This is a genomic window from Billgrantia sulfidoxydans (assembly GCF_017868775.1).
Classification (GTDB): domain Bacteria; phylum Pseudomonadota; class Gammaproteobacteria; order Pseudomonadales; family Halomonadaceae; genus Halomonas; species Halomonas sulfidoxydans.
Window position 1 is genome coordinate 4,005,362 of record NZ_CP053381.1, and the last position, 15,659, is coordinate 4,021,020.

At 68.8% G+C, this 15,659-nt stretch carries 15 protein-coding genes; 5 read left to right on the forward strand and 10 right to left on the reverse strand.

Annotated elements, in window-relative coordinates; genetic code table 11:
• Window positions 1-4: 4 nt before the first annotated feature.
• From HNO51_RS18550 to HNO51_RS18565, 4 genes are read right to left on the reverse strand one after another with little or no spacing between them, the layout of a single operon-like run.
• On the reverse strand, window positions 5-1,726 hold the full coding sequence (locus tag HNO51_RS18550) for a VRR-NUC domain-containing protein (protein WP_197448655.1): 1,722 nt from the start codon (window positions 1,724-1,726) through the stop codon (window positions 5-7).
• Between the two features lie 43 nt (window positions 1,727-1,769).
• Complete coding sequence (locus tag HNO51_RS18555; protein ID WP_197448656.1) at window positions 1,770-2,810, reverse strand: NAD(P)H-dependent flavin oxidoreductase; 1,041 nt, start codon at window positions 2,808-2,810, stop codon at window positions 1,770-1,772.
• Complete coding sequence (locus HNO51_RS18560; protein WP_197448657.1) at window positions 2,807-3,793, reverse strand: YihY/virulence factor BrkB family protein; 987 nt, start codon at window positions 3,791-3,793, stop codon at window positions 2,807-2,809. The genes HNO51_RS18555 and HNO51_RS18560 overlap by 4 nt, the downstream gene beginning before the upstream one ends.
• Window positions 3,790-4,329, reverse strand: coding sequence for a retropepsin-like aspartic protease family protein (locus tag HNO51_RS18565; protein WP_197448658.1), 540 nt, complete (start codon window positions 4,327-4,329; stop codon window positions 3,790-3,792). The genes HNO51_RS18560 and HNO51_RS18565 overlap by 4 nt, the downstream gene beginning before the upstream one ends.
• A 156-nt stretch (window positions 4,330-4,485) precedes the next feature.
• On the opposite strand from HNO51_RS18565, the gene HNO51_RS18570 reads away from it, so the two are divergent.
• Window positions 4,486-5,721 (forward strand): E22 family MetX-like putative esterase, encoded by a 1,236-nt coding sequence (locus tag HNO51_RS18570; RefSeq protein WP_197448659.1) that lies wholly within the window; start codon window positions 4,486-4,488, stop codon window positions 5,719-5,721.
• Window positions 5,722-5,738: 17 nt separating this feature from the next.
• Here the strand turns inward: HNO51_RS18570 and HNO51_RS18575 are convergent, their stop codons facing one another.
• Together HNO51_RS18575 and HNO51_RS18580 are read right to left on the reverse strand one after the other, a co-directional pair.
• Window positions 5,739-6,488, reverse strand: coding sequence for a sulfite exporter TauE/SafE family protein (locus HNO51_RS18575; protein WP_197448660.1), 750 nt, complete (start codon window positions 6,486-6,488; stop codon window positions 5,739-5,741).
• Window positions 6,485-7,870, reverse strand: coding sequence for an MFS transporter (locus HNO51_RS18580; protein ID WP_197448661.1), 1,386 nt, complete (start codon window positions 7,868-7,870; stop codon window positions 6,485-6,487). The genes HNO51_RS18575 and HNO51_RS18580 overlap by 4 nt, the downstream gene beginning before the upstream one ends.
• A 126-nt stretch (window positions 7,871-7,996) precedes the next feature.
• On the opposite strand from HNO51_RS18580, the gene HNO51_RS18585 reads away from it, so the two are divergent.
• The 4 genes from HNO51_RS18585 to HNO51_RS18605 all read left to right on the forward strand — a co-directional run bounded on the left by HNO51_RS18585 (window position 7,997) and on the right by HNO51_RS18605 (window position 12,414).
• Window positions 7,997-9,109, forward strand: a complete 1,113-nt coding sequence (locus HNO51_RS18585) for a PQQ-dependent sugar dehydrogenase (protein ID WP_197448662.1) — start codon at window positions 7,997-7,999, stop codon at window positions 9,107-9,109.
• A gap of 288 nt (window positions 9,110-9,397) precedes the next feature.
• Entirely contained in the window at window positions 9,398-10,738 is a 1,341-nt protein-coding gene (locus tag HNO51_RS21090) for a substrate-binding periplasmic protein (protein WP_242597150.1), read from the forward strand.
• On the forward strand, window positions 10,735-11,997 hold the full coding sequence (locus HNO51_RS18600; protein ID WP_209538050.1) for a GGDEF domain-containing protein: 1,263 nt from the start codon (window positions 10,735-10,737) through the stop codon (window positions 11,995-11,997). The genes HNO51_RS21090 and HNO51_RS18600 overlap by 4 nt, the downstream gene beginning before the upstream one ends.
• A gap of 69 nt (window positions 11,998-12,066) precedes the next feature.
• Window positions 12,067-12,414 (forward strand): sll1863 family stress response protein, encoded by a 348-nt coding sequence (locus HNO51_RS18605; RefSeq protein ID WP_197448664.1) that lies wholly within the window; start codon window positions 12,067-12,069, stop codon window positions 12,412-12,414.
• Here HNO51_RS18605 and HNO51_RS18610 read toward each other — a convergent pair.
• From HNO51_RS18610 to HNO51_RS18625, 4 genes are all read right to left on the reverse strand, one after another.
• The gene (locus tag HNO51_RS18610; protein ID WP_242597151.1) at window positions 12,411-13,643 is read right to left on the reverse strand and encodes a toxic anion resistance protein; all 1,233 of its coding nucleotides are present in this window, start codon (window positions 13,641-13,643) and stop codon (window positions 12,411-12,413) included. The two genes, HNO51_RS18605 and HNO51_RS18610, sit on opposite strands and share 4 nt — an antisense overlap.
• A gap of 79 nt (window positions 13,644-13,722) precedes the next feature.
• Window positions 13,723-14,670: a cobyrinic acid a,c-diamide synthase gene (locus HNO51_RS18615; protein ID WP_197448665.1), complete on the reverse strand. Its 948-nt coding sequence runs from the start codon at window positions 14,668-14,670 to the stop codon at window positions 13,723-13,725.
• Between the two features lie 72 nt (window positions 14,671-14,742).
• The gene (locus HNO51_RS18620) at window positions 14,743-15,441 is read right to left on the reverse strand and encodes an extensin-like domain-containing protein (protein WP_209538051.1); all 699 of its coding nucleotides are present in this window, start codon (window positions 15,439-15,441) and stop codon (window positions 14,743-14,745) included.
• A 12-nt stretch (window positions 15,442-15,453) separates the two neighbouring features.
• The gene (locus tag HNO51_RS18625) at window positions 15,454-15,630 is read right to left on the reverse strand and encodes a hypothetical protein (RefSeq protein WP_209538052.1); all 177 of its coding nucleotides are present in this window, start codon (window positions 15,628-15,630) and stop codon (window positions 15,454-15,456) included.
• Between the last annotated feature and the right edge of the window lie 29 nt (window positions 15,631-15,659).

The window sequence follows — 15,659 nt, forward strand, 5'->3', positions numbered from 1 at the left end:
GCGCTCACGACGCCGCGTCCTGCTGCCAGGTCACATGGCAGACCACGGCGTCGATCCCCTGCGCACGGAAGAACGCCAGCCAGCGGCGCTGGTTGTCCTGCAGCCTGTCGCCGGGGCCCTTCACCTCGATCAGTCGATAGCGGGGCTCGCCACCGGGCAGGAACTGGATCAGGTCGGGCAACCCGGCGCGATTGGCCCTGAGGTCGGTCAGCAGGCGCTCGAAGCAGGCGCGCAGGTGGGCGGCCGGAAGGCAGGCCAGTGCCTGCTCGAGCAGCGCCTCGTCAAGGGCCTCCCAGTGCACGAAGGGCGATGCCAGCCCACGTTTCTCTCGCCAGGCACGCCAGATCGCGTCGCCGTGGGTACCATCGTCGAGCCGCGCCAGGCAGGCCTCGAAGCGCTCTCGGCGGCGGGCCACGAAGTCGTCGTGGTGAAGATCCGCGGGGCCAGCGTGGAACGGGTGGAAGAAGGCGCCGGGCAGCGGCGCGAACAGCGCCGGCCAGCAGAGCAGGCCGAACAGGCCCGTCATGAGCGTGTTCTCGACATAGTGCACCGGGGCCTCAGGACGGCTCAGGTACTCGGCCACGGCCTGCTCGACGCCCGACGAGCCGATGCGCGGCAGGCACAGGTCGAGCCGCTGCGGCGCGACGTCGGGCTCGCGGCCCGGCGGTGCCAGCCCCAGCCGGCGGCACAGTCTGGGCAGCAGCCGCGCCAGCGCCTGGGTCTCCTGTTCGCCTAGGTCCGATCCCCAGGCCCGACTGGCCAGGGCATGGGCCTGGCGATGCTCCCCCCGCCGCTCCAGCAGCCGCAGGCGGCGTATGCGCGCCTCTACCTGCCCCCCCGGCCCGTCACCGCTCTCGGCATAGAGCCGCAGGGCCAGCGTCTCCTGACCGTGACGCTCGGCGGACTGGCCCAGCAGGAACGCCAGCCTGCCTCGCCGCTGCGCCAGCCAGGTATTCTCAGCCGGCACGACCGGCATCTCGTCCACCAGCGCCGCGGGCGACTCCCCCTGCTCCAACCGCTCACGCAGCGCGTGCAGCGCCAGGTAGGCGTCCACCTCCTCGCGATGCTGGAAGGCCCGTGAGCCGGGCGTCAGCTCGACTCGCTCGAAGCGCTGCAGACCGAGCTCGGTGAGCACGAACTCGGCCCAGTCCTGGCGCAGGTTGCCGAAGAACATCAGCCGCAGCCGATCGCACCAGGGCATCACGGTCAAGCGCACGATGCTTTCGCCGCTCAGCCTCTCGCCGGCTTCCGGCCACCATTCGGCCAGCCGCTGCACCTGGGTCAAGCGCGGCTGCAGCGTCTCCTGCAGGACCGCCTTGCTCGCCCTGGGCGTCAGCCCGACGGCGGCGATCTCCGCGGCCAGCGCTCGACGCAGCTCGGCCAGGCGCAGCAGATGAAAGAGTTCGGCGAGGCCCAGCGGCGGATCCGCCTCGACCCAGCCGCCCTCGACGAGCGGGGTCAGCGCACGCTGGGTATCGCCGACCTCCGGGTAGCAGAGCTTGGCACTGCGGAAGAGCTCGCCCTTGCGCATCACCATGCGTACCAGTAGCGCCTGGGACGGCTGCGGCAACGCCTCGAAATCGGCCACCAAGGCGCGCTCCACCGCAGTCAGCAGGTCGCCGTGGCGTTCGCCCACCCAGCCTAGCACGAAGCGGAAATTCGCCAGGTAGTAGAGGGGGTCGTCGAGCGAGGCGGTGACCGGCGCAGGGCCTGAAATACTGTTCATGCATCCATGATATCAGTCCTGCGCCGCCCCGCCAGCCCCGCCGTCAGTGCAAGCCTGCGGCGAGTGCGCGCACTACCTCCGCGGCGGGCACCTCGCGGCAGGCGCTGGCGTTCTGCCCGGCCCACAGCGGCGAGAAGTCGGCGCTGCCCGCCGCCTCGGCGGCGCTACGCAGCGGCGCGATGGCGGCGGTGGCCAGGGGAAAGGCAGGCGCCACGTCGCCGAGCGGGCCGAGCTCGCGCATCAACCGAGTGACGATGCCGCGCGCAGGCCGCCCGGTGTAGAGGTTGGTCAGGGCGGTGTGGCGCGCCGCCTCGCTCATGAGCGCCCGGCGGTGCAGCGCCGAGGTAGTGGCCTCGGGGCAGCACAGGAAGGCGGTGCCGACCTGGACGGCCGCGGCTCCCAGCGCCAGGGCGGCTGCCACGCCACGGGCATCGGCGATGCCGCCGGCGGCGATCACCGGCAGCGAGACGGCGGCCACCACTTGCGGCAGCAGGGCCAGGGTGCCGAGCTGGGTGGTGACGTCCTCGCTGAGGAACATGCCGCGGTGGCCGCCGGCCTCCACTCCCTGGGCGATCACCGCGTCGACGCCGCGTGCCTCGAGCCAGCGCGCCTCCTCGACCGTGGTGGCGGAGGAGAGCACCTTCGCGCCCCAGCCCTTGACCCGCTCGACCAATGCCGGCTCGGGCAGGCCGAAGTGGAAACTGACCACTTCGGGGCGAAACGGCTCCAAGGCGTCACAGGCCGCCTGGTCGAACGGGCGTCGCCCCGCCCCCGCCGGCACGCCGTCGATGTCGAGTCCGTATTCGGCGTAGTAGGGGGCCAGCGCCTCATGCCAGCGCGCCTGCCGCGACTCGTCCGGCACCGGCGGCACGTGGCAGAAAAAGTTGACGTTGATCGGTCGCGTCGTCGCCGCGCGGATACGGCGCAGCTCCTCACTCATCGCCTCGGGTGCGAGCATGGCGCAGGGCAAGGCGCCAAGGCCACCCGCCGCGCTCACCGCCACGGCCAGGTCGCCGCCCTGCACGCCAGCCATCGGCGCCTGGAGTATGGGAAGCTCGATGCCGAGCTGTCGGATCAGGCTCATGGGTCCTCTCCCTGGTGTCGTTGACGTCGCCACGGCCGCTTCCGGCCCAAGCTATCGGCGGCATAGGCACCCCGCTCCCCCATGGGCCGGGACGCCCCCACCGTGGTGTCGCGCCGGGTCTGGCGCTCCATTTCAGCGTTGATCTCGGCCCCCAGCAATACGACGTACGACGAGAGCCAGAACCACAGCATCAGCACCACCACGGCCCCCAGCGAACCGTAGAGCTCGTCCATGCTGGCAATCTGGCCCACGTAGAGCGACAGCCCCCCCGAGCCCAGCAGCCACAGCAGCGTCGCCGTCACGGTCCCCATGCTCACCCACTCCCAGCGTGGCGAGCGGCGGTAGGGGCCGTAGCGGTAGAGCACAGCGATAACGAACATCATCAACGGCAGCAGCGCCGGCCAGCGCAGCCACTTGATCAGGGTGACCAGGGGGCCGTCCAGGGCGAGCCAGCCGATGGCGAGGGGATAGAGGGCGACGAACACCGTGGCCGCCAGCGACATCAGGATCAGGCCGAGGGTAAGGGCGGCCACCACCAGCATGCGATGCACCAGACCACGCCGGTCCTCCTCGCCATAGACCACGTTGAGCCCTACCATCAGGCCGCGCACCCCCTTGGAAGCGAGGAATATCGCCACGGCCAGACCGAGCAGGGCCGTCAGACTCAACCCGGTATCGGTATTCTCGCTGACCTCCCGGGCCTGCTCATGGATCAGCCGGGCCCCTCCCGGCGGCATGAAACGGCTGATCTCGCCGATCTGGCTGGCCACCTCTGCCGGATCGAAGGCCAGCGCCCACAGCGAGATGACCGCCCCGATGGCCGGGAACAGCGAGAGCAGCGCATAGAAAGCAATGCCGGCCGCCAGCATGTTGACGCGATCGTGCGAGAGCTGCGCCTTGACTCGCCACATCACGTCCAGCCATCCCGGGCCGGGTATCTGGTGGGGATTGTCGGCTCGCCTGCCGCGCCAGAATTTCCTCATTCGCCTCCTCGGGACGGCTGCGCCGGGCGCAGAACCATGCGGGTATCCCGTATCTCGATGTCGAACCGGTTGAGGAAGCTCATGCCCAGCAGGGCCACCTCCCCCTCCAGCCCGGGGCTGATGGAGCCACGCACCTGGCTGGCGGTGAAGCCCCCCAGGCTGACCTCGTCGAGCCAGGTCAGGTCGCCGCGCACGCGTCCATTGGCGGTGTTGAACCATGCCGAGCCCGCACGCTCCAGGCCCAACTGCTCGGCCAGCCTCGCCGACACGGCGACGTAGGTGGCGCCGGTATCGAGCAGGAACTCGACCGGTTCGCCGTTGATACGCCCCGTGGCCAGAAAGTGCCCCGAGCGGTTGCGCTCGAGCACGATCGGCTCTTCCGTTCCGCTCACGGTGGTGATCAGGTGGGCATTCGGGTTGCGCTGGTTCTCGAGGAAGCCGTGGAACCACCAGCTGCCGAAGCCGATGAACGCCACCCAGAACAGCAACATCATGCCCATTCCGGCGCGCCGGATCGAACCGCATTCATGCTGCATCGACTCCCCTCCTGACCAAACGCGACGATGCTTTGACACCCTCGGTTCCGCTGTCTGTACTGAAGGGCGGCAAGTTTCCTTAGCCAGTGAAACCGCGACATGCGCCGAAGGCAACGCCCGTCGGCCATGGCTTCAACAAGAACAAGGATAAGCCCCATGCGTGAGAGCATCGAATCTTCGACCCGGTTGGCTCGCCGTCATTCCCCCAGCGCGAGGCGCCTGGCCGCCCCCCCACTCGTCGCTCTGCTGCTGTGCGCCAGCGCCTCGGCGCTGGGCTGGGACGAGCTGGTGGAGAAACAGGTCTTCGAGATGGAGACCTACACCAGCACGGGGGGCGAGACCATCGCCCCGCTGCGCATCGGCTGGGAGGCCTACGGCGAACTCAACGAGGCGAAGGACAACGCCATCCTGATTACCCACTTCTTCTCCGGCACCAGCCATGCCGCCGGCCGTTACGCCGAGGATGACGCCGCGCCCGGTTACTGGGACGCCATCATCGGTCCCGGCAAGCCGCTGGACACCGACGAATACTACATCATCGCCTCGGATACGCTGGTCAACCTCAATGCCCACGACCCCAACGTGACCACCACCGGACCGGCCACCACCAACCCGGAGACCGGCGAGCCCTGGGGCACCGACTTCCCGCTGGTCACCATCCGCGACTTCGTCGAGGTGCAGAAGGCCCTGCTCGAGAGCCAGGGCATCGAACGACTGCACGCGGTGATGGGCGCCTCCATGGGAGCGCTGCAGGCCTACGAGTGGGCCAGCGCCTACCCCGAGCGGGTCGAGCGGCTGATCCCGGTGATCGGCGGCGGTGTTTCCGACCCCTGGCTGCTCGCCACCCTGGGCGCCTGGGCCGCCCCCATTCGCCTGGACGCCAACTGGAACGGCGGCGACTACTATGACGGCGAGCCACCGCTGGACGGCCTGCGCGAGTCGCTCAAGCTCGTCACCCTCAACGCCAACCACTGGCAGTGGGCCAACGCCACCTTCGACCGCAGCTGGGCCGACGAGGATGCCGACCCGACCCGCGAGCTCGAGGCACGCTACGCCATTGAGCAGACCCTCGACGACATCGCCGCCTCGCGGGCCGAACTGGCCGACGCCAACCACCTGCTCTACCTGGTGAAGGCCAACCAGGCCTTCATCACCGGCCACGGCGACAGCCTCGAAGAGGGGCTGGCGCGCATCGAGGCGCCCACGCTGATCCTCTACAGCGAGGACGACCTGGTCTTCGCGCCGCAGGGCGTACGCCAGACCGCCGAACTGATCGAGGCCGACGGCACCGAAGTCGAACTGGTCTCGCTGGAGGGCAATCGCGGCCATCTCGACGGCGTGGTCGCCATCGACCAGGCCGGCGATCGCATCCGCTCCTTCCTCGCCGAATGAGGTCCCGCTCCCTGGCATCAGCCCGCCAGGGAGCGCACCAGCAGATAGGCACCCATGGCCAGCAGACCGCTGAGGAAGACCCGCCGAAAGGTGGACTCCGAAAGCCGTTGACGCAGCCGCTGGCCGAGCTGCATGCCCACGATGGCCGGCACCACCGCTCCCAGAGAGAGCACTCCCAGCTCCACACTGAGCAGACGCTGTTCGCCCATGGAGAAGCCCAGCGCCGTGGTGGTCGCGACAAACAGGACGCCCATGGCCTGAATCAGCATGTCCCGCGGCAGCCCGAGGGACTGCAGGTAGGCCACGCCGGGAAATACTGAGGAGCCCGTCATGCCGGTCAGCATTCCAGTCAAAGCGCCATTGACCGGCGCGGCGTAGCGGCCACGGCTGACCAGCGCAGCAAGGCCAAGGTTGAACAACCCGGCGAGGGCATAGAAGGCGAGCAGCACCCCCAGCAAGCCGGAAAGCCAGCGCACGTCGACCCTGGCCAGAATGCCGACCCCCAGCCACACGGTCACCACCGAGGCCAGCAGGAAGGGCCACAGCAGGCGCAGGATCTGGCGCAGGTAACCGCCGACCAGCGCCTGCCACACATTGGTGACGATGGTCGGGACCAGTAGCAGCGCCATGGCCGACGGCAGCCCCACCGTGGCCGCAAGCAAGGCCAGCGAGACCGTGGGCATGCCCATGCCGATCACGCCCTTGACCAGACCGGCGACGACGAAGGTCGCCGCTACCAGCACCAGCAGCAAGGGATCCAGGCTCATCGCACGGCGCTTCCCGCCGCGGCGTGGCCGTTGCACCGCTCCCACTCGGCCGCCGCCTGCTCCCCCCGGGCCTGGTTCACCGCCAGGCAGATCAGCATGGCAACGACGAACAGTACCGCGCACAGCAGGATCGAAGCCTGCAGCCCCACCACCGACTGCAGCAGCCCCAGGCCGACGATGCCGAAGACGCCGGCCAGCTTGTTAGCCAGCCCCCAAAAACCGAAGAACTCGGCGGCCTTGCGCGTGGGCGAGAACAGCCCCACCAGGGCACGGCTGGCCGACTGGCTTGAGCCAAGCGAAAGTCCGGCCAGGCAGCCGACGACCAGAAACAGGTGTTGGGCCTCCCACTCCAGCCCCAGGCTGGCGTTGAGCCAGGCGGTCACCTCGGGCGTGGCCCAGATGGCGAGTATCGCCGCCACCCACAGCAGCAGGGTCAACTGGTAGGTGAACTTGGTGCCGATCCGGTCCTGGAGGAAGCCGAAGCCCAGCGCGCCGGCCGCCGCGGTGACCTGCACGATGATGAACATGACGTTGCGAATCGATTCGTCCCAGCCGATCACCTGGGCACCGTAGATGAAGGCGAAGGCGATGATGATGTAGACCCCGGCCATGGAGAACAGCAGTGACACCAGAAAGACGCCCAGGTCGCGAAAGCGCCGCAGCTCGTGCAGGGTGGTGGAGACGCGCTCCCAGGCGATTTCGCGGTAGGTTTTGACATGCGGCTGTGGGTCGCCGCGCTCCTTCACCCAGAGGAAGGTGGGAATGGCAGTGATCAGGAAGAACGCCGCCGCGAAGGGCCCCACCCAGCGGATGCGCTCGAAGTTCTCGGCGCTGGCCTCGCCCAGTGCCACCAGGGTGAACCCGGCGGCAAACAGGCCGCCGACGTAGCCCAGCGCCCAGCCGAAGCCGGAGATCTTGCCGAGGTCCTGGGGCGGGCCGAGGTCGGGCAGGAACGCCGCAATGAAGGACTCGCCCATGGAATAGGCGTAGTTGGATACCACGATCAGCAACAGCCCCAGCAGCACATAGCCGGGAGCGACGAAATAGAGCAGCGCGGTGGCCACCACGGTGGCGATGTAGCTGACGAACAGGAAACGCTTCTTGGCCGCCCGGTAGTCCATCACCGCCCCGCACAGCGGGCCGGTGACCACTACCAGCAGGTAGCTCACGGCCAGAGCCAGGCTCCATAGCAGGTTGGCCAGGCGGAAGCCGTCGCCGCGATCACCGACGATGACGGTGGTGAACAGCTCGCCGAACACCACGGTGATGATCAGCAGCGTATAGGCCTGGTTGGCGAAGTCGAACATCGCCCACCCGAAGATCTCCCGCTTCGACGCCCGCGGCCTGGGTGTCGTACCGCCAACGGCCGGTATCACGCTCATCTGTGCCTGCCCTCCTCGCCCTGCCCCCGGATTGCCAGCGCCTAGCCTACCAGCATATCGGGACAGGCATGACGACTTGGCGGCTTTCACTACACTGGGTACTACATTCCGGACTGGAGGCAGGCAATGGAACGCTTGAGTGCTATCCCCCTGGTGATGCTGGCCGCGGCATCGGCGCATGCCGAAGAGCTGACCCTGAGCACCGAACATCAGGACTTGCGGCTGGTACCCGTGGCAGAAGATCTCGAGCAGCCGTGGGGCGTGGCCATACTGCCCGGCGACCTCTACGTGATCAGCGAACGCACCGGACAGATCCAGACGTTCTACAACGGCGAACGGCAAGAGGTCGAAGGCCTGCCCGGCATCCATGTCGAGGGCCAGGCAGGCCTGCTCGACATCGCCGCCTCCCCCGACTACCCCGACACCGGCTGGATCTACTTCACCTACTCGAGCGGGGATGTAGACTCCACCGCCACGGCGCTGGCACGGGGCCGCCTGGCCGGCGACCGTCTGGTCGACGTGGAGGAGCTGTTCGAGCAGAACCGGCGCTCGGAGCCCAGCACCTACCCCGGCTCGCGGCTGGCCTGGATGGGCGACGACACCCTGCTGATGTCCGTCGGTGACCGCGGCACACCCGGCCGGGCCCAGGACACCCAGGATCACGCCGGGTCGATCCTGCGCCTCGATCCACAGGGCCTGGCCCCCGAGGACAACCCGCTGCTCGAAGAGGCCGGCTACCTGCCGGAGATCTACTCCTGGGGGCATCGGCGCGTGCTGGGGCTGGCCGTTGACGAAAAACGCAGCAACGTCTGGGCCGTGGAAAGCCGCAGCAACGGGCATGACGAACTGCTGCTCCTGCAACGCGGCCGAAACCACGGCTGGGCAGATGAAGCCGAAGACTCGGAGGTGCTGGTGGAGGACGCCGGCAGCGGGCTGTTCAACGAGGAGGACGTGGTCGAGCCTGCCTACCGTTTTGCCGAAGACGTGTCACCATCGGGCCTGGCCGTGGTCAACGGCGCGCACTACCCGCAGTGGGAGGGCAACCTGCTCGTCGGCGGGCTCGAGAGCGAACAGCTCTATCGCTTCGAGGTAAATGGCGGCGAAATCGCGGAGAGGGAAGAGCTCCTGGACGAGCCACAAGGGCCGGTACGCGAGGTGCGCCAAGGCCCGGATGGCTACCTTTACGTGCTCATAGGCGACGAGGACGGCACGCTCTATCGGCTCGAACCCGAGGAGTGAGCGCGCTCCACGCCATGCGGCCAGCCCACGCTGACGGGCAGCCTGACTGTTCACATGGCGTATCGTTCGCCAGCGTGGAGTAGGCTGTTCTTCACTTCTCGCCATGCCACGGGCATTATCATTGTTAACCTGGGTTAAGCAGGTTTGTCCTGCGTTGGGCTTCGTCCAGAGATGGCCTGGGTAAGCCAGCGCAGGCAACCGGCTCAGAGCCGTGGCCGACGCCGCCTTGCGGGAGGCCAGAAGAATAAGCAGGCAGAGGCAGGGCGCATGAAGAAATGGCTGATGCTGATGTTAGTGTTGCTCCCGTTTCCGGCAGCAGGCAGCCTGGAAGGGCTGACCTTCATCACCGAGGAGTACCCCCCCTACAATTATCGGCACGACGATCGCCTCGAAGGTATCTCCATCGAGCTGCTCGAACGGGTCTTTGCCGAAACCGATACCGAGCTCTCCCGTGACGACGTGCTCTACTATCCCTGGGTACGTGGCTACGATACCGCCCTCTCCGAGCCGGGCACGGTACTCTTCTCCACCACGCGCACCGAGCAGCGTGAAGCGCTGTTCCAGTGGGTGGGGCCCATCGCCACCGACCGGGTCACGCTGATCGCCCGGCGCGACAGCGACATCCAGCTGAACGACATCGAGGACGTCATCGCCGGCGGCTATCGCATCGCCGTCATCCGCGAAGACATCGGCGCCCAGCGGCTGCAGGAAGCCGGGGTACCGGAGGCCCAGATCCATGCGGCGATCTCCAACGTCAGCGCCTTGCGCATGCTCGAGCGTGGCCGGGTCGACCTGTGGGCCTACGGCGAAGACGTGGCCTTCTGGCTGATGCAGGAGGAGGGGCTGCCCACCACCGACTTCGTTCCCGCCCTGACCATCAGCGAATCCGATCTCTACTACGCCCTGCACCGCGACACCGATCCCGCGCTGGTGGCCCGAATGCAGGCGGCGCTGGATCGCTTGCGCAAGCAGGGCGTCGTCAGCGAGATCCTCGGCGGCACCATTGCCTTCAATACCGAGGAGTACCCACCCTACAACTACCAGGACGACGACGGCACGATCACGGGGAGCGCCACCGAACTCCTGCGGGCAGCGCTGGATGACGCCGAACTCGAGGCCGACTTCCGCCTGCTGCCCTGGGCCCGCGCCCTGACAGAGGCCCAGCTGCGCGAACGCCACTGCGTCTACTCGACCACCCGTACACCCGAGCGCGAGTCGCTGTTCACCTGGGTGGGGCCGCTGGTATCGAGCACCTGGGCCGCCTTCGTCCTCGACGGGGCCGAGATCGAGGCCGACTCGCTGGACGACCTGGCCGACCTCCGCGTAGGCAGCTTTCGCGAGGATGCCGTCGGGCAGTACGCCGCCAGCCAAGGGGTCAACATCGTGGTTGCCAGCGCCGAGCGCGAGAACATCGGCCGCCTGCAGGCCGGGCTGATCGATGCCTGGGTCACCGGCGAGCAGACCGCCCAGCTCCTCGCCGAGGAGGCCGGCCTGTCGCTGCGCCGGCTGTTCGCCTTCAACGAGGTCGATCTCTACCTGGCCTGCCACCCCTCGGTTCCCGACCAGTTCATCGCCCGGCTGCAGGCGGCTCTCGATCGGGCGCGGGCCGTGGTAGAGGCGCGCCAGTGAGCCTAGCGCCCGGCAGTCAACCCGGCCGGCGCAGCCTGACCGCCAAGCAGGCCGGCCTTACCCTGGCCATCGCCCTGCTGCTCAGCATCCTGGCCGGCGTCATCGAGCTGGCTCTCGATGCCCGTTCGATGCGCCAGGAGATCGTCAGCGACACCCGCTACCGCCTCGACCTGGTCCACGGCACCGCGGCGGAAGCCGCCTTTCAGCTCAACCCCGAGCTGGCGGCCCAGGTCATCGACGGGCTGTTCAACGGTGGCCGCGTCGCCAGCGCCGCCATTACGGACGATTTCGGTCGCACCATGGCCGCGCGCCAGCGCGAGTCCGACCCCGTCTCCGGTTGGGTCGCCCATGCCCTGTTCGAAGATATCCTCCACTACCGGCGCACGCTGCACTACCAGGCGGGGTCCGACAACCCGCCCCAACCGATCGGCGAACTCGAGCTGACCCTGGCGCTCGACCGCCTGGCACGCGACTTCACCGATCGCAGCCTGCTCATCTTCTCGTTGGGCGTCGCCAAGGCGCTGGCCATCGCCGCCCTGCTCGCCCTGGTGTTCCACTGGTTCGTGACCCGCCCCCTGCTGCGCGTGCATGCGGCCATCGTCGACACCGACCCGCGCCAGCCCGGGCGCTGGCCGAAGCCCGCCATGGGGCGACATGGCAGCGACGAACTGGGGCATCTGGTGGACAGCGTCGACCAGCTGCTCCAGGCCTTCCAGCGCGGCCTCGACCAGCGCGACCAGCTCCACCAGATTTCGACCATGGATGGCCTGACCGGCATCGCCAACCGTCGCCACTTCGACACCTTCATCGAGCGCGAATGGCAGCGGGCCTGGCGCAACGGCCACGCCCTCTCGGTGATCTTCATCGATATCGATCACTTCAAGGAGTTCAACGATCACTATGGCCACGTCGCCGGGGACGACACCCTGAGGGCCGTGGCCGAGGCCCTCGCCGGGGTGGTGCACCGCGCCTCGGACCTGGTCGCCCGCTACGGGGGCGAAGAGTTCGTCTGCGTGCTGCCCGACACCGACCTGGAGGGCGCCCTGCGAGTGGCCGGCCGGATCCACGAGCGGATCCGTGCCCTCGACATCCCGCACGCCCACTCGACCCTTGCCGGCCGTGTCACCGCCAGCCTCGGGGTGGCCAGCAGCAGGCCGGCACACGACGACACCGGCATCGAGGAGCTGATGGCCCAGGCCGACGGCCAGCTCTATCGTGCCAAGCACCAGGGCCGCGACCGGGTGGCCGCACAGACCTGAGCACGACCGCGGAACCGGCCCGGCGGCGGGGAATCGATAGGAGTAGCATCAGCCGGAGGCGGAGTAGCCATGAACAGACGCGATGAGTTCGTCGAGCAGATGAAGGCCCGACTGGACGAATGGAACGCCGAGATCGACGCACTGGCCGCCCGCGCGCGCAAGGCGGGCGCCGAGGCGCAGACGCGGTACCACGACGATATCGAGCGGCTGCGACGACGCCGCGACGAGACCCGCCGGCGGCTCGAGGAGCTGCAGTTTGCCAGCGAAGCGGCCTGGGATTCCCTGCAGCAGGGGCTCGACGATGCCTGGGAGCTGATGCGCAAGGCGCTGCGCGACGCCCAGCGACACGAGCCGCCGCCCAGGGACGTCGACGACGAGGACGCCGGCGGGCCCCGCTCGCCCGGGGGCTCGCCCTAGGAGGGACGCTCCCTGCGCGCCTGCTCCGGCGGAGATTCGTCGTCTGCCGAAGCGGGCGCCTGGACCTCGCTGCCGCGCTGCAGCCTGTCGACCGCCGCACCTCCCTGGCGCGCCAGCTGGGCCAGGCGGTCGATCTGGGCGTCGAGCTGGGGCAGGGCCTCCTGACGGTAGCGCGACAGGTCGTCGATGGCACCCAGCACGTCGTCGAAGGCCTGCTCCAGCGCCTGCATGTCGAGCTGGGCCGAGGCGGCCCGGGTCTGGATCTCCACCCCCTGCTGGCGCAGCGTTCTCGCCGTGCCGGCGATCATCTCCGAGGTGGTGGTATTGAGCGACTCGACGCGGTCGAGCACCAGGCGCTGGTTGGCCAGCGCCAGCGCCACGGCCACGGCCACGGTCAGCGCCGAGACGGTGACGTGGATCGCGCGGTCGACACCGCGAATCAATTCGCGGTTGTTGCGGATGATCACCTCCAGCGCCAGCACGCCCTGCTGGCTGACCGCCTGCTGCTGCTGCAGGTCGACGATGCGCTGGCGCAGCGGGAACAGCAGTTCCTCCTCGATGAAGGCACGCTGCGGGTGGGCGTCGCCGAGCCGCTCCAGCGCCTGCGCCAGGCGCCGGTCGATCAGGCGCCCCAGGTCGATCTGGCGCTGCAGTCGCCCCAACAGCTGGCGCAGGCTCTCCTGGTCGTCGCTGAGCGTGATGTTGTCGCGCCGCAGCAGGTCGCGCCCTCCCTCCAGGTCGGCGATGATGGCGTCGAGCGCCTGCTGGGCGTTCTCGAACTTGCGGAAGTAGCGCTGCACGCGGCTGCCGGCGCCGGGTATGCGCGACAGCAGGCGGTCGAACGGTCCCGATGCCAGGCGATGCTGGTGCGGGTCGAGATCCTGCATGTGCCCGCGCAGGTCGATCAGCGCCTTGGCCACCGGCCCGCCCTCGTCGCCCTGATGGGCCAGCTTGCGCAGCGGCGCCTGCAACATCTCGCTGTGATGCGCCGCCTGCTGCTGCAGCTCGAGCCCCATTTCATCCACCGCGCGGCGCTGGCGGTCGAGGGCGGCGCCTTCGCTGGCCAGCACCTCGTCGACGAACGACGCCGCCAGTTGCTCGAGCTCGGGGTCGTCGACCACGATCTCCTCGCCGCCATGCGCCTCGGGAGCGATGTCCTCGAGCTCGCTGGCGATCTGTTCCACCGGTGGCAACGAGAGCGGCGAGCCACGTTCGGACGATGGTTTCATAAGCGCTTCCCTCTTCAGGCTCTTTCCCACACCTTAGCAAGCCAGGCCGGTGCTTGGCTCAACGCCGTCGGCGAGAGCCTCAACGTCGTTCCTGGCGGCTGTAGCGCTCCGCCCCCTCGATGAAGCGCCGCAGCTCCTCCAGCGCCCGGTCGGTGGCGAGGGTGGCCTGCGGGCGCCCCGTCTCGATCCGGGCCAGCGCCACCGCCGTATCGTCGAGCAGCGTCAGCGCCGATTCGTTGCGCGCCACCAGGCGACGCAGGCGGCGATCGGTCTCCTCGATCAGCTCGAGTCGGCGCTTGAGCGCGATGCGCTCCTCGACGGACAGCCGACGCTGCTCCTGGGCCAGGCGTCGGCGCACGTAGTCGCCGTCCAGCCCCATCACGCCACGCGCCTGGGCGGCCATGGAGGTGAAGGTATCCACCGCCCCGAGGCAGACTTCGGTGATCAGTCCGCGTGAGCGCTCGAAGGCCAGCTCGCTACGGTCGAAGCGCGCCGTCAGCAACTCCATCACATGGGCGTAGCGGGTGTAGAAGCGATCGACCTGGCTCGCCAGGTCGGCACGCTTCACGTCGAGCAGCCCCTGCTTGGCCCGGCATAGCGACAGCACCAGCTCGTCGGCCCCCACCGGCGGCCGTGCCGGGTCCAGCTCGGCCACGCCGGTCTCCCGCGCGGCACGCTCCTGCTCGGCGCGCCGCCGCTCGCTCTCGGCCGCCAGCCGCTCCTGCAGTCGGCGCTGATGACGTCGCGCGCGCCAGCGCCGCCAGCCGCGCTCCACGGGCAGCGATACCCCCACCGCCACCAGTCCGGCGAGCCAGCCGCCCAGGCTCGGCCCGAAACCGCCCCACAGCGACGTCAGCCACAGCACCGTACTGATGAAGGGCACCAGCAGGCAGTAGCGAAACAGCACCTGCAGACGATTGGGGTTGTCGTTGGCGAGCGCCAGGCGCGGGTTGGCCAGCCCGACCAGGCACCACGGCAGGCAGGTGACGAACAGCCCATAGGAGAACCCCTGCAGAAATTCCAGCATAAGCCTCGTGCGCCAACGGGTGGATGCCTCTGAGTGTACGGGGGCCGTCGACGGCGTGCGAGCCCGACCGCCTCAGCGGCGCACACGGAAGCCGCGCATGCCGAAGTGGAAGTGGTCGGCATGGGCGCGGTTGTAGGCCGGGCCCAGCACGTTGCCGAACAGGTCGCAGGCACCGTCGCGCGCGTCACGCAGGAAGGCTCCTCGCGCGTCTTCGCCCCCCCAGTGCTCGCGCAGGGTGATGCGGCGCCCGTCCTCCAGGCGAAAGGACGCCACGTCGAGGGCCTCTGCCGTGGCGTGCTCGCTGCGCCGGCCGTCCGCACGGCCATAGACGTTACGACAGGCGAAACTGCCGTAATGCTCGACGCGCGCCACGCGGCTGCCAAAGTGGGCCTCGGCCGCCGGCTGCAGACGCTGGCGTTCGTACATGACCCAGGCCAGCGCCAGCGGGCAGCTCGCGACGAAGCTGGCGTTGAATTGGATCTCGCCGCCATGGATCCGCACCACGTTCTCGAGCGGACAGCCGGGCGCCGGCTCGTGGTCGTCCAGTGGCGTCATCCGCAGCGCCCCCTCAGGTGCCGTATCGAGCGCCGTCAGGCAGGCCTCGCGGTCACCGGCCAGGCGCTGCAGCTTCCACTTGGTCACCGGCGTCAAGGCGTCGCCGACGCTCAGTGGCTTCCATGGGTGCCAGTGGGAGGGAATACGCGCCTCGAACTGCCACCAGGCCGCCACCGCGGCAACCATCAGCACGACCAGCACCAGCAATGAACGCATCTCGCCTCGACGCTACAACAACAGATGCAGTACCAGGGCCACGCCGCCCACCGTCAGGGCCGTGAGCACGGCGATGTCCACCGCGCGATCGAGCCAGCGGTCGAAGCGGTCGTGACGCCCGCGGCCCGGTTGCCGCCGGCGGGTGGCGCCTCGTGGAAGCGCCCGTCGGCGTGAGCCGATGAGAGACATTGGTTGACGTCCGGTTCCCCATTCCTCCC